Here is a 13,926-nt window from a genome sequence, read left to right on the forward strand (position 1 = left end):
CAGTTGATTCGCATCTATGCGGAAAAACCATGGGAAAATTTGATCGCTGCACTCAACCGCAAGCCGACCCGAACATCTAGGGGACGACCAAAGCGAAATGGGAGACGTCCGAAAAAGGCAACGAAGTCGATGAAACCGAAACTGATTGTGAGGTAATGACAAACGAAAAATACTTTTACATATAATGGATAACGCGCAGGGTCTATTTCCAGCTCGACTTTTTTAGACTTAGCGCGGACATTGCAGATGTAAATATATATCATATATTGATGTTAATTGAAATTAGATTATGAACTAACCGCTCGATGCAACGCTAGTGGCGTGGATGCAGCAATTTTCGTTATTTGAGGCGATATTTGATGGAATTACTGCGGAAGTACATTATTTTCATCGATTTTTGCCTTTTATCGATTTGAAAGTCTAAAATTGATGCCGTTTTGCAGGATTCCCTGTAACGGAGTACATGTCATAAAGGAAAGATGCATTTTTGCAGTTTTCGGCGAGTCGAACGTTGAGTATCAGGGGGGGCTGTCTCACTGTAGTGAAATACTACTTGTGGGACACCCCCTTTCTCGTTCAGATTTGGAGAATCTCCTTCGACTTTGGAGACTCTCCTTCAACTTTGGAGGCTCTCCTTCAACTTTGGAGACTCTCCTTCGGCTCACCCTGTTGAATCCTTTCCCTGTTAAGTGGGGTTAAGTGGGTACACTTTACTTTTTCCAGACGACAAGCTTCATTTCTGTCATCTCTTCTATGGCATATTTAATTCCTTCACGCCCGATCCCGCTCTCCTTCACGCCGCCATACGGCATATGATCAACGCGAAAGCTCGGGATGTCGTTAATCATGACGCCGCCGACTTGCAGTTGGTCAGCAGCATGCAGCGCGGTGTGCACATGTTCCGTATAAATGCCGGCTTGCAGGCCGAAGCGGGACTCATTCACCTGTTGAATCGCCTCGTCAACCGACTTCACCGGATTGATTACGACAATCGGTCCGAACACTTCCTGGCAAGAGACCTTCAGCTTAGACCCTGCCTCCAGAATCACCGTCGGATGCAGCACATTGCCGTCGGCACAGCCGCCCGTCGCAATCGTCGCTCCGGCCTGCTTTGCTTCTTCAATCCAATCCAGCAGCCGCCGGACATCTTCAGGCGAGATCACGGCCGATACATCCGTAGCAGAGTCAAGCGGATCGCCAATCTGCAGCTGCCGCGTTCGCTGAATGAATTGGTCTACAAATTCATCATATACCTCTTCATGGACATACACACGCTGCAACGAAATACATACTTGGCCCTGATAAGCGAAAGCGCCTGTGACGGAACGCTCGACAATATCGTCTATCCGAACGCCTTTGTCGACAATAAGCGCCGAATTGGAGCCAAGCTCCAGGGTTACGCGCTTGAGACCGGCCCGATTGCGAATCCCGATGCCGACCGCCGGACTGCCGGTGAATGTAATCATCCGAATCCGGTCGTCGGTCACGATTCGCTCGCCAATGAGGCGGCCGCTGCCGGTCACGACATTCAATGCGCCGGCCGGTAGTCCGGCCTCCTGCAGCAGTTCGGCGATGAATAGGCTCGACAGGGGAGATTGCGAAGCAGGCTTGAGCACCACCGCATTGCCCGCTGCGATCGCCGGGCCTACTTTATGAGCGACCAGATTCATGGGGAAGTTGAACGGGGTAATCGCCCCGATCACTCCAAGAGGTTCTCGCAGCGTATAGGCCAATCTCCCCTCGCCGCTCTTCGATGCGTCCAACGGCAATGTTTCCCCGTGTATCCGCTTCGCCTCTTCCGCCGCGAACCGATACGTCTCAATCGTCCGCTCCACTTCAAGCATGGCGGTCTTGATCGGTTTGGCCACCTCGAGCGCGAGAAGCCGAGCCGCCTCGCCCGCGCGTGCTTCGATCAAGCCGGACAAGCGGTCAAGGATGGCTGCGCGCTGATGTGCGGGCATCCTGGACATGACGGTTCCCGCTTCATAAGCAGCTTGGATAGCCTGCTCGATCTCTTCTTCCCCGGCAACGGGAATCTCCGCAATCCCTTCACCGGAATAGGGAGAGCGCAGCATACGGTAATGCTGCGTCTCCACCCATGCCCCATTAATGAACAGTCTTCTCTTCATCATCGTCACCTGAATATCCTTAGATCAAGTGCTGCGGCTGCCGGGAAGGCAGCGCCGCCGTCAGCAGCTCAGCATGCTCGCCGGTCCGGAAATCAACGAATGGCGTGCCTTCATTGAACCAGGATTCCGGTGTCGCGCTTCCCCAGAACGTCTGCCGTCTCGGATCGTGGATGTCCCATTTAATCGGCCCCAGATCAGGATCGCTTGTTAAATAATCTCCATTATACAGTTCAATCCGGATGCCATCGGGATCTCTCAAATAGAGGAAGAAGGCATTCGACAATCCATGCCTGCCGGGCCCGCGCTCAATGCTGCCCTGATAACCAAGCGATGCCAGCACATCGCACGCATGAATCAGCGCCAGCGGGTCCGGAAGCCAGAAGCCCACATGATGCAGTCTTGGACCCGGTCCATTCATGAACGCTTGATCATGGACGTTATGCTTGCGATGCAGCCAAGCTGCATACAAACTGTCATCTTCGAGCGCCGTATATTCGGAGCAGGCGAAGCCCAGTTCATTGACGAAAAAATCATAGGCCCGGGCCACATCGGAAACAAAGCAATTGACATGATCAATGCGCTGAATGCGCGCGCCCGTATATAAATCATACCGCTGCAGCAATCTTTCCACCTTATCCATCTCCGCGTAGAACTGCAGCGGAAGTCCGCTGACATCGTGCACATGCAAAACCCGGCCCATCGCATGCAGCGTCCCCTTCGCTATCCATCGGGTCGGAAGGCCCCGGGACGCAAACAGCCGTTCCAGCGCGTCCAGATCGCTTTCCCGCATCACTTTGTAGCCTAGAGCGACGATTCCAGGCTTGTCCGCTTTGATCAGATGCAAGCAGTGATGGTTATGCTCTTCCAGACCACGGAGATATAAATTGTTTTCGTCGCTTTCCGTTTCAATGAAGCCCAAGGCATCTACATAAAATTTCCTCGACTGCTCCAGATCCGTAACATTCATAATGACATTCCCGATTCGAATAATGGAGAAATCCAAAAATATCGCCTCCTCACCTGAATGGATTAATGAGTAACAAGCTGCTCGGAACGCTCCAGAAACGCCTTGACCCGATCGACATATTCCTGCTTATCGTAGCCATTGTATAACGCTCCGGCCATTCTTACCGGATCGCCGAAGAAGAACCGTTCATACAAGGTTTGGCGGCTGCCAAAGGCGCTCATGCACACGTCCCATGCCAGCCGGTACAGCTTGACGCGATGGTATGCGTCCTGATTCGCAGCCTGCAAATATTTGTCCAGATCCGGCCGAAGCGCGGATTGAAAATCCGCCTCATTCGGAAGCGCCATGAGTCCGCTTGCGCCAAGAAGCTGCATAATCTCTGAAAAACGAGGGTACACCTTCGGAAAATAGTTCCGCGCCGCATTCAGAGGCCCAAAGTCAGGGGTCATCACGCCCCAGCGATCGAGCTTGGCGTTGGCCTCCGAAGCGGTTAAGAACGCTTTCAACGTTTCCAAGGCAATAATGACTTCCGCCATTTTCTCCTGCACATGCTGGTATTGGCCGATATTAATGGTCTCTACCATCAGTTGAAGGATGCCAAGTATGAATTCGGTTTTCGCTACGTTCTTCGAGACGACCTGGTGTGTCATATGAACCGCGGCGTTGCTGTCCGCATAGATGCGGTTGCAAATATCGGTGTCGCCCAGGGCGAAGATTCGATTCCATGGCACCGTCACATCATCGAAGACAACGATCGCGTCCATCTCTTCAAAACGGGAACCGAGCGGGTGATCAAAAGGAGATTTGCCGTAATCGAACGATTCCCGGCATATAAATTTCAAGCCAGGCGTGTTGTTCGGAATCGAGAAGGCAAACGCGTACGGATTCTCCTCTTCCGATTGCTTCAATACCGTTGACGGAAATACCATAATTTCATCCGTAATCCCGCCCTGGGTCGCCAGCAGACGGGCACCGCGAATGACCACGCCCTCGTCATTCTTCCTTACGATTCGAGCCGCGATATAAGGATCGGACAACTGATGAGTCTGGACGCCCCGGTTCACTTGCGGCTGAATTAACGTATGGGTAAGCGACAGATCATTTTCACGAATGTATTCAATATATTGCCGCATATTGTCGGCATACATCGTATCTTGCGCCCCGAATATATCTGCTGCCGCGCCATAGGCCATCATCCCCGAATTGATATAGTCAGGAGAGCGTCCCATCATTCCGCCATTGAACTTGGCCCACTCCTGTATCATATGTCTTCGTTTCTCCAGATCTTCTCTGGTGCTGGGCTGGAGGAAGGATGTTCCTACCCGATCCCCTGTCGTCGGAGATACGTAGGTCATGATGTCGATCTTGTCAGGATCGAATTGCATATCATACAGAGCGGCCTGACTTCTTATCACCCCCCGGAACGCCGGGTGCTCGGACACTTTTCCCTGAACTTGCTGGCCGTCGATCCAGACATTGGATTTCGCTTCATCAATACGGTCAATATATTGTTGACCTGTCTTGGCTGGCATAGAATGACCTCCTTGGCTTCATTCGGATCAGGCAATCTGCCTGTCAAATCACTATCTGGCTGCCCTCTTGCCGAAAGCAGGAATATGCTGTTCATCAAGCGCGACGTGAATGATCTGGGTTTCCGTATAGAAGTCGAACCCGTAGTGGCCTCCTTCTCTGCCGATTCCGCTTGCTTTGGCCCCGCCGAACGGCGTGCGCAAATCCCGCACATTTTGGGAGTTGAGCCATACCATTCCGCACTCAAGCTGCTGTGCCATCCGGTGTCCGCGCTTCATATCGTTCGTCCATACATAGCCGGCCAGCCCGTACTTGGAATCATTGGCCATGCTGAGCGCTTCCTCCTCGGTGGAGAAGGGAATGACGGTGAGCACGGGGCCGAATATTTCCTCTTGGGCCACCGTCATCTGATTGTGGGCGTTCAGAATAAGGGTGGGCGCTACATAATTGCCTGCGCTCAGCCCCTCAGGAATCGAAGCGGAGATGACTTCTGCGCCCTCTTTCCGCGCTGTATCGATACACCCGATGACATGGTTATAATGATCGCGGTGAATCAGCGGCCCCACCTCCGTTGCCGGATCTTGCGGATCGCCGATGACAATGTTCTGCAATCGGTCCTTCAGCCTGTCCACAAACAAATCATGAATAGATTCGTGAATAAGCAGTCTCGAATTGGCGGTGCACCGCTCTCCGTTGAAGGAGAAAATCTGCCATACGACCGCGTCCAATGCCGTATCCAGATCGGCATCCTCGAATACGATGGCCGGTGACTTGCCGCCCAGTTCCATCGAGACGCGCTTCAGCGTATCCGAACCGTTCTTAATAATTGCCGAACCGGTCGTCGTCTCCCCCGTGAAAGAAATCAGTTGCACGTCAGGGTGAGCGACTAACGGCGCGCCGCAAGTCTCACCATAGCCATGGACGACATTGAATACGCCCGGCGGAAGCCCGGCTTCATGAATAATCTCCGCCAGCTTGTTCGCCGTAAGCGGGGACCACTCAGCCGGCTTCAAGACGCAAGTATTTCCGGTCGCGAGTGTTGGAGCCACTTTCCAGGTGGCCAGCATGAACGGCGCATTCCACGGTGTAATCAAGCCCGCAACACCGACCGGCTTATGAATCGTATAATTGATAAACGAGTTGTCCACTTGATACGATTCGCCGACAAGACGCGTCTTGACCATCTCTGCATAGAAGCGGAAATTGGCAGCCGCGCGTTCGGCCTGCTTCTTCGTCTGTGCAATCGGCAACCCGCTATCCAGCGATTCCAGGTACGAGATTTCTTCTGCATATTTCTCTATCAGCTCGGCAATTTTGATGATATATTTCATTCGTTCGTTCATGCGCATCGTCCGCCATGGTCCTTCATCGAACGCCTGGCGCGCTGCCGCCACAGCAAGGCCGATATCCTCGGCCAATCCTTCTGCCACTTCATTGATCGGCTCATTGTTGAACGGATTGAGGTTGCTGAATGCGCGGCCAGACACGCTCTCTACGAATTGGCCGTTAATATAATGCAATACGTTGCCAATATCAGTGTGTGACTGCATCAAGTCTTCTCTCCTTCCTCTCCCAATCTCTTATTAAGAAGACGCATTCATTTGCTTGGTTATGATCCCGTATTGAGCGAGCGTGTCCTCGATTTCCCGGCGAAGAGCTTCGGATGGCGGTCCAAGCGGAAGCCGGACGGCCGGATTGATTTTCCCCATCATGCCCAATGCCGTCTTGACAGGTACCGGATTCGTATCCTTGAATAGAACGTCATTCAGCGTTAACAAATGGTAATGAAGTTCCACGGCGCCTTCGACATCCCCGGCAGTCCAGCGATTATACAGCTCGGCGACTTCCTGCGGCGCTACGTTCGCTGTGGCGGCAACATGGCCTGCCCCGCCGATCGCCAGCATCGGGTAACACAACAGCTCGATCCCTGAATACAGCAGGAAATCCCTTCCGCAGCGATGAAGAACCCGGTTCACATGCTCGAAATCTTTGTTGGACTCTTTGATTCCGACAATGTTATCGCAATCTTCTACGAGACGGGCCAGTGTGCTTACCTCCAAATTCACGCCGGTTCGGCCCGGGATATTATACAGAATGATCGGAATATCTACGGAGTCGGCAATCGTTCTGAAATGTTGATATAATGCTTGCTGGTTCGGACGATTATAATACGGCACGATGACAAGCGCCGCATCTGCCCCCATCTCTTGGGCAAGCTTCGTCAAGTGCAGCGCTTCCTCATGATTCGTTGATCCCGTGCCCGGAACGACAGGAACGCGATGATTGACTGTACGAATGACATGCTCCATAATCATCTCGCGTTCCGCAAGCGTGAGCGAGCTTGGCTCTCCGGTCGTTCCGGTAACCGAAATTCCATGAGAGCCGGATTCGAGATGCCATTCAATCAAGCCGCTCATCGCCTGCAAATCGACTTGATTGCTGCTGTCAAACGGAGTGACAATCGGCGAGATCGAGCCTCTCAATCGTTGTTTCATTTCTTTCGCGTTGATCATTGTGCCAACATCCTTTCGTTCTATATTGGGATGGATTCCGCTTCCGCGGCCCTGCTTATGCCGAGATACGCGCTTCGAATATCGGGGTGATCCATAATCTGTGCCGCCGTTCCATGCAATGCGATCTCTCCCCGCTCAATGACGCACGCATAATCGGCAACGCCTAGCGCTGCCTTCACATTCTGTTCGACGAGAATGATCGTCGTCCCAATTTGTTGCTTGAGCTGTACAAAAATGTTCATCATGTCGGTAACGATCAGCGGCGCAAGTCCAAGCGACGGTTCATCCAGCAACATTAGAGCAGGGCGGGACATTAAGCCGCGGCCAATCGCCAGCATCTGCTGTTCACCACCGCTCAACAGGCCTCCCGGACGTGACAGCATCGTCTTCAGCTTCGGGAACAACTCAAGCACCTGATCATAGTCTTGCTGGATGCGCCGCTTGTCCTTCCTTCTGCGGTGGTACGCGCCCAGCAACAGATTGTCCTTGACCGACAGGGAGTCAAAGATTTGCCGCCGTTCCGGCACGAGACAAATCCCCTTCGCGACGACCTGCTCCACGGAGAGCCGCGTAATATCGGCGCCCTCGAACATCATCGTCCCTGCCCGTGGTTGGAGCATTCCTGCCAAGGTTCCCAACAGCGTGCTCTTGCCGGCTCCATTCGATCCGACGATGGCCAGCAGTTCTCCCTTCCTTACGGTGAATGAAATCCCTTTAAGAGCATGTAAATGGCCGTAATACGTATGCAAGCCCGTTACTTCCAGCATCAGAGCGCAATCTCCTCATCTCCCAAATAAGCGGCGATAACCGCAGGGTTATTGTAGATTTCTTCCGGCGTGCCTTCCGCAATGTTCTTGCCGAAATCAAGCACAACGATATGATCCGCCATCGACATCACCGTTTCCATGTCATGCTCCACAAACAGAAATGTCATCCCTTCCGCCCGCATTCGTTCGATTGTCGTGGCCAGCTTCCTGGATTCTTGCGGATTCAAGCCAGCCATCGGCTCATCCAGCAAGATGAGCTTGGGGGCCGATGCGGCAGCCCGGGCGATTTCAAGAAGCCGTTGATTGCCGTAAGGGAGCTTGTCTGCTTCTTCATAGGCATATTCAATCAATCCTACATTCTCCAATAGCTTCAGCGCATTCTCGTGCGCCCTTCGTTCCTCGCGGCTTACCGCAGGCGGCCGGAATGCCGACCGTATCATACCCGTCTTGAGCTGCGTATGCGCGCCTGTCATCACATTTTCCACAACGGACATATTCCCGAAGATTTGCAGGTTCTGAAATGTTCTCGTTATTCCTAACGCCGCAATCTGCGGAGCTTTCATCCCGGTAATCTCGGTATTCTCCAAAAAGATGCGGCCGCTTGTCAGCGGGAGAATGGCCGTAATCAAATTGAAAAGCGTCGTCTTGCCCGCACCGTTCGGGCCAATGACCGCCGTGATGTGCCCTGGATACACGTCAAAGGAAACATCTTCGACCGCGGCGACTCCACCGAACCATTTCGTTACCTTACACATCCGAAGAAGGGGCGCTCGCGCTGTCATGTCCGCTCTCACCTCCCGAAGAACCCGCTAGATGGTCTCGTTCGACTTGCTTATTCGCTGCCGGTTTCAGCTTCCTCACCAGCTTCCCAATCACAGGCGCCAACCCGTCAGGCATGTAGATCAATATCGCAACAAGCAGCATTCCGAAAAATATAATGTTGAACTCATCGCTGACGTTCGGCAGGAAGAACGGGACGATATCCTTCAACGCTTCGCCGAGCGTGACATAAGCGAGGGCGCCAACCAACCCGCCCCATATGCTTGTCCCTCCGCCCAGAACCGACATGATCAGAAATTGAATCGATGCGTTGGAATGAAAGAGCATCGGGTTAATAAACGAAATATAATGGGCATATACGCTTCCGGCAACCGAGGCAAAAACGGAACTCATCACAAACACTTGCAATTTGTACTTTTGGGTATCAATGCCAATCGAAGCGGCTGCAATTTCACTGCTCTCAATCGAGCGCAGTGCGCGGCCGACACGGGAATGAATCATATTCCGGGCAGCCCCAATACCGAGCAGCGCCAAGCACCATACGACGTAATAATATTGAATGTCCGTATCAATCTTTAGCCCGAACAGGGATAATGACGGTATATTTAGAAACCCGTCCAGCCCTCCGGTGATCCCCTTGAGCTGCTTGAACAAGGCAAACATAATCATTCCGAACCCGAGCGTGGCGAGCGCCAGATAATGACCGGTTAATCGGAGTGTAGGGATGCCGACGATATAAGCAATGAGCGCGGCCAGCAATATGCCGACCGCCATGCCTGCCAGCGGCGGCATGCCCAGTTTTACCGTAACGAAAGCAGATGAATAGGCGCCGACGCCATAAAACGCGGCGTGACTCAACGATATTTGACCTGCATACCCCATCAGCATGCCGAGACCCGTGCCCACCAAAGAATAAAGCCCGATGATGACCAAAGTGCTTAGAATATAGGCTGACGGAGAGAAGAGCGGAATGATCGCCAACAGCAAGGCAACAACGGCAATTCCCGTCAAACTCCGATTATATACATTACCTGTTCCCGATTTGATCATGAGGGCCTCCTATACTCGCTTACCTGACATTTTGGCAAACAGGCCGTTAGGCAAAAAGAACAAGACGAGCAGCAACACCCCAAAAATGACGAGGTCTTTGTAACCGCTGGACCACAATCCCTCGGTGAACGATTCAAGCAGACCGACGATCAAGGCGCCGACAATCGCTGCCGGAGCGTTCGTCAGACCGCCGATTACAGCGGCGATGAACGCCTTCATCCCGAGCATGAGTCCCATCTCGTAAGAGGCGCCGGAGATAGGGGCTATAATAATGCCGCCGATCGCTCCGAGCGCGGCGCTTGCGCTGATCGACAACAGCGACATCTTCTCCGGCTTGATTCCCATTAACCGGGCTGCAAAGCGATTGATCACACAGGCGGTTACCGCTTTGCCCATAAATGTTCGCTCAAAGAAAATATACATCGCGATTAAGCTAAGCATGGCTACCCCGATAGCCCAGAGACTCTGTAATTGAACGACGGCCCCGAACAGGTCGAGCGGTTCACCCGGAGTAAAAGGAGGCAGCATCTTCGGATCGGTCCCCCAGATGAACAGCGCAATCCCGCGGACGGCAATCGCAACGCCGATCGTAATAATAATCATGGCCGAGCCTGTGGAATGTCTGGCCGGGTGAATCGCTGCCCGCTCGAACAGCGCGCCGCTAACCAGTACAATCAGAATGGCCATGATAAAGGCCGGCATGTAGGACAAACCTGCAGCAACGAGCGAAATGGCGATCATGGCCCCGAGCATAGCAAACTCCCCTTGAGCAAAATTCAATACACCAGTAATGTTGTACGTAATGACGAACCCTGTCGCGATTAACGCATAGATACTGCCAATCGTTAATCCCGAAATGATTAATTGAATGATTTGCTCATGGAACCCCATTCGTCATGTCCTCCCCCCAAATCATGTTCGTGCCCTACTTTGTCAATATCCATTTCTTATCTTTGATCTCGATCATCGACAGCGCATCCGGCTTCAGTCCATTATGGTTATTGGCCGACATGGTGAAGATTCCGCTCACACCTACAAGGTCCTTTGTCCCGCTTTCCAATTCATCCCGCAGTGCAACCGGGTCCGTGCCTGCCGTCTCAGCCGCTCGCTTAATCATTTCAAATGCATCCCAGACATGACCGCCAAAGGTGCTCGTCTCATACCCGAATTTGTCTTCAAATTGCTTCTTGTACTGTTCCAGCACTTTCTTCTGTGCATTGTCCTCTGCTAGCTGACTGGATACGAGCAGGCTGCCTGCCGGAAACACGATACCTTCTGCAGCATCGCCCGCAAGCTCAATGAATTGGGAATTCGCAATGCCATGGGACTCAATAATAGGCAAGTCAATCCCAAGCTCACGCACGTTTTTCGTTACGATGGCCGACTCCTGCGCCGTGCCCCAGATGATGATGGCTTGCGGATTCGCATTCTTCACACGTGTCAGCATCGGCTTCGCATCGTTCACCGAAGGTTCAAACACATCTTCGATGACAATCGTAATTCCGGCCTCAGACGCCATATTCTTGAATTCTTCATGCGCGCTGGAACCGAAGGAGTTATCCACATTGATCCAGGCAATCTTGGTCAGGCTATGTTCTTTTGCATATTGAATGACACGCGGGACGACCAGATCGTCACCCTGGGCTGTTTTGAAGATAAACGGTTTCGTCGGCACATTAATGTTTTTGCTCGCTGCTACGGCGATGAGGGGGACCTTTGCCTTTTCCGCAAGGGGAATGATGGCCAGCGCATTGCCGGATATGGTGCCCCCGATTACAACCGACACGTTGTCCTGTTCCAGCAATTTCTTCATATTCAGTACGGCTTCATTCTGATCCGACTTATCATCATACGTATACAGCTCGATCATCCTGCCGCCGATGCCTCCGGACGCATTGGCTTCTTCAACTAACATTTTGAGTGTATCCAATTGAGGCTTGCCAAGGGTGGAGGCACCTCCCGACACGGAGAACAAGCCGCCGATTTTAATCGTGTCTGAACCGTTTGCCGAGGAATCCGATGGCGAATTGCCTGCAGAAGATGTCCGGTTGGCATCCCCTCCCCCGCAACCCGACAGAACGAGTACAAGCAGCAAACTGATGAATATGGACCAACTCTTCTTCATAGAAATCCTCCCATATTCCGAATTGCAAGCGGATACTTTTCTCGACATCAACATCTCATCATCCGGGCGCATATCTCTGGAAGTTACAGCCCCCCCGATAGTATAAGCTTATTGGTAGATTGCGGTTGATACGTAACTAGCTGAACGAAGCTGTGGTTGTGGTGGTATTTCTAGATGAGGGAGACGTAACAGGGTGGGGCGGCAAATTGATTTTAGAGCGATGAGGCCTGCAGCATTCGATAGTTACCGCCAAAAAATAATAAGGGTTCAAGCTCATGTGTCGTTATATGGTTAACCTTCCCGATAAATAAAGTGTGGTCGCCGGCGACATGCGCATCATACACGTCGCAGACAAGCGCCGCGAGAGAATTGGGCAGGACGGGCATGTCGTTCACCCACGTAAATTCGATTTCCCGCCGCTCTTTCGCCTGACCGGCAAAATATATCGACATTTCTTTCTGTTCCTGACTCAGGACACTAACGGCAAATGTTCCGGATTCTTTCATCGTTTCAAGCATTTTGGCGTTCTTGCTTATCGACACCAAAATCAACCTGGGATCCAAAGACACCGAGACGAAAGCGTTTGCAGTCATGCCGTGAACTTCCCCTTGCAAGCATGCCGTAATGACGGTAACGCCCGTGGCAAACTTGCCCATGGCCCTTCGAAAAGCTTTATCGTCCATTCCAAAACCTCCCATAAGTTAGAATGAGTTCATTTTACAATAAATCATATATGATTTCAACTTATAAACTATATTTTATTTTATATCTTAATATATTATATAGTCTCTTGATCATATATCACTTTGGAATGCGATGCTGAATCTCGCAAGCTTCCACACCGATCCGAATATTTGCTACTATAGCAAAAAAGGAGTGCTGATTAAGCACCCCAAAAGGTCCTGCGGCTACGTATCCAGTACGATATCCGAATCTTTGCGCTCCTTAAAAGCTTTGACGGTGTTGAGCTTGTGCTGCCGCACGAATTGTTCATCAAGGTTCTGTTCCTTGATCATCGCGATCATCTGTTCATGCTCTTTTATCGATTCCTTGGCACGCTTGGGCATAAAGGCAAAGCCAGATTTGCGAACTCGACTGAGACGATCCCAGCATTGACGTATTTGTTCCTTCAAATACTCATTCTCGCAATTGTCGATTAGGACATCATGGAATTTACGATTCAATTCACTGAATTGTTCAAACTCAAATTCATACAATGCATCGCTCATGCTTTGGTTAATCTGTTCCAGAAGCCGAATGCCATCCGGATTCATTCGCTTGGCACTGAGTGAAGTCGCATATCCTTCAAGGACTGCCAACACAGCCAATGTCTCCATATATTCTTCTTCGTTGATTTTACTGACTATCGCGCCGCTGTATGGCTTGTATTGGATTAAGCCATCGGCTTCGAGCTGGCGAATCGCTTCCCGGACGGGAATAATGCTAAGTTTAAGCTCTTTGGCAATCTGATCAATCACGATGCGATAGCCGGATCCGAACACGCCGTTCACAATTTGCGAGCGAATGTAATCATAAGCTAACTGTTTCTTATTTACACTTGGTTTTGTCGTTTTCATATGATAATCATAAATAATATCATATATGATTTCAAGTGCTTTACATAAGATAAGCGCCAAATTGCCCGCCTTGCACCAGGATGAAGGCTGCGTTAAGCTAAGATTCGAATGAAAACACGGCTGTGCCGGGAGTATAGCGGAACCAGTCAAGTTTTATTTAACCTGAATCCGTGAAATGAAATCATAGAAAAGTTAGAAAATGAGCCGCCGGTAAAGTAAAATAAGGAAAAAGGGAAGAATTCCCGTATTTCTTTAACTCACCCCGGAGGTGCCATTGATGAAACCCGTACGTTTTCAACTGGATCAGTCCGTGGAGATGCTGACCGCTCATTCCGGTCTTGCCCTCATTGGCTTGCTCCTTTCCCATACCCAGATTGCCAAGCGCTTGACTCGTTCCTCGCTTCCCGGTGTACATCAACCCACGGTCACTCACCCGGATGTGGTCTACGCGTACCTGGGGCTACTTTGTCAAGGGAAAAGTGACTTTG

At 51.4% G+C, this 13,926-nt stretch carries 12 protein-coding genes and 1 pseudogene; 1 reads left to right on the top strand and 12 read right to left on the bottom strand.

Annotated elements, in window-relative coordinates; genetic code table 11:
* Positions 1 to 710: 710 nt before the first annotated feature.
* From ABD76_RS19270 to ABD76_RS19325, 12 genes are all read right to left on the bottom strand, one after another.
* Positions 711 to 2,129, bottom strand: a complete 1,419-nt coding sequence (locus ABD76_RS19270) for an aldehyde dehydrogenase family protein (protein WP_197258795.1) — start codon at positions 2,127 to 2,129, stop codon at positions 711 to 713.
* Positions 2,130 to 2,148: 19 nt separating this feature from the next.
* Positions 2,149 to 3,132, bottom strand: a complete 984-nt coding sequence (gene hpaD / locus ABD76_RS19275) for a 3,4-dihydroxyphenylacetate 2,3-dioxygenase (protein WP_197258785.1) — start codon at positions 3,130 to 3,132, stop codon at positions 2,149 to 2,151.
* A 26-nt stretch (positions 3,133 to 3,158) separates the two neighbouring features.
* Positions 3,159 to 4,628 carry a 4-hydroxyphenylacetate 3-monooxygenase, oxygenase component gene (gene hpaB / locus ABD76_RS19280; RefSeq protein ID WP_197258786.1) on the bottom strand — a complete coding sequence of 490 codons (1,470 nt, stop codon included), beginning with the start codon at positions 4,626 to 4,628 and terminating at the stop codon, positions 3,159 to 3,161.
* 51 nt (positions 4,629 to 4,679) lie between these two features.
* Positions 4,680 to 6,176, bottom strand: a complete 1,497-nt coding sequence (hpaE, locus tag ABD76_RS19285; RefSeq protein WP_197258787.1) for a 5-carboxymethyl-2-hydroxymuconate semialdehyde dehydrogenase — start codon at positions 6,174 to 6,176, stop codon at positions 4,680 to 4,682.
* 33 nt (positions 6,177 to 6,209) lie between these two features.
* Complete coding sequence (gene hpaI, locus ABD76_RS19290; RefSeq protein ID WP_197258788.1) at positions 6,210 to 7,139, bottom strand: 2,4-dihydroxyhept-2-ene-1,7-dioic acid aldolase; 930 nt, start codon at positions 7,137 to 7,139, stop codon at positions 6,210 to 6,212.
* 20 nt (positions 7,140 to 7,159) lie between these two features.
* Positions 7,160 to 7,906 (bottom strand): ABC transporter ATP-binding protein, encoded by a 747-nt coding sequence (locus ABD76_RS19295; RefSeq protein WP_197258789.1) that lies wholly within the window; start codon positions 7,904 to 7,906, stop codon positions 7,160 to 7,162.
* Positions 7,906 to 8,688 carry an ABC transporter ATP-binding protein gene (locus ABD76_RS19300; RefSeq protein ID WP_197258790.1) on the bottom strand — a complete coding sequence of 261 codons (783 nt, stop codon included), beginning with the start codon at positions 8,686 to 8,688 and terminating at the stop codon, positions 7,906 to 7,908. The genes ABD76_RS19295 and ABD76_RS19300 overlap by 1 nt, the downstream gene beginning before the upstream one ends.
* Positions 8,654 to 9,736 carry a branched-chain amino acid ABC transporter permease gene (locus tag ABD76_RS19305; protein WP_197258791.1) on the bottom strand — a complete coding sequence of 361 codons (1,083 nt, stop codon included), beginning with the start codon at positions 9,734 to 9,736 and terminating at the stop codon, positions 8,654 to 8,656. The genes ABD76_RS19300 and ABD76_RS19305 overlap by 35 nt, the downstream gene beginning before the upstream one ends.
* Before the next feature lie 9 nt (positions 9,737 to 9,745).
* On the bottom strand, positions 9,746 to 10,627 hold the full coding sequence (locus tag ABD76_RS19310; RefSeq protein WP_197258792.1) for a branched-chain amino acid ABC transporter permease: 882 nt from the start codon (positions 10,625 to 10,627) through the stop codon (positions 9,746 to 9,748).
* 34 nt (positions 10,628 to 10,661) lie between these two features.
* On the bottom strand, positions 10,662 to 11,861 hold the full coding sequence (locus ABD76_RS19315) for an ABC transporter substrate-binding protein (protein WP_197258793.1): 1,200 nt from the start codon (positions 11,859 to 11,861) through the stop codon (positions 10,662 to 10,664).
* Between the two features lie 212 nt (positions 11,862 to 12,073).
* Positions 12,074 to 12,544 carry a flavin reductase family protein gene (locus tag ABD76_RS19320; RefSeq protein ID WP_197258794.1) on the bottom strand — a complete coding sequence of 157 codons (471 nt, stop codon included), beginning with the start codon at positions 12,542 to 12,544 and terminating at the stop codon, positions 12,074 to 12,076.
* A gap of 225 nt (positions 12,545 to 12,769) precedes the next feature.
* Positions 12,770 to 13,438 carry a GntR family transcriptional regulator gene (locus ABD76_RS19325; RefSeq protein WP_197258796.1) on the bottom strand — a complete coding sequence of 223 codons (669 nt, stop codon included), beginning with the start codon at positions 13,436 to 13,438 and terminating at the stop codon, positions 12,770 to 12,772.
* Between the two features lie 277 nt (positions 13,439 to 13,715).
* On the opposite strand from ABD76_RS19325, the pseudogene ABD76_RS19330 reads away from it, so the two are divergent.
* A pseudogene (locus ABD76_RS19330) lies at positions 13,716 to 13,926 on the top strand (IS1380 family transposase); the annotation flags it as partial.

It is taken from the genome of Paenibacillus dendritiformis, assembly GCF_015845845.1.
GTDB classification, from domain to species: domain Bacteria; phylum Bacillota; class Bacilli; order Paenibacillales; family Paenibacillaceae; genus Paenibacillus_B; species Paenibacillus_B dendritiformis_C.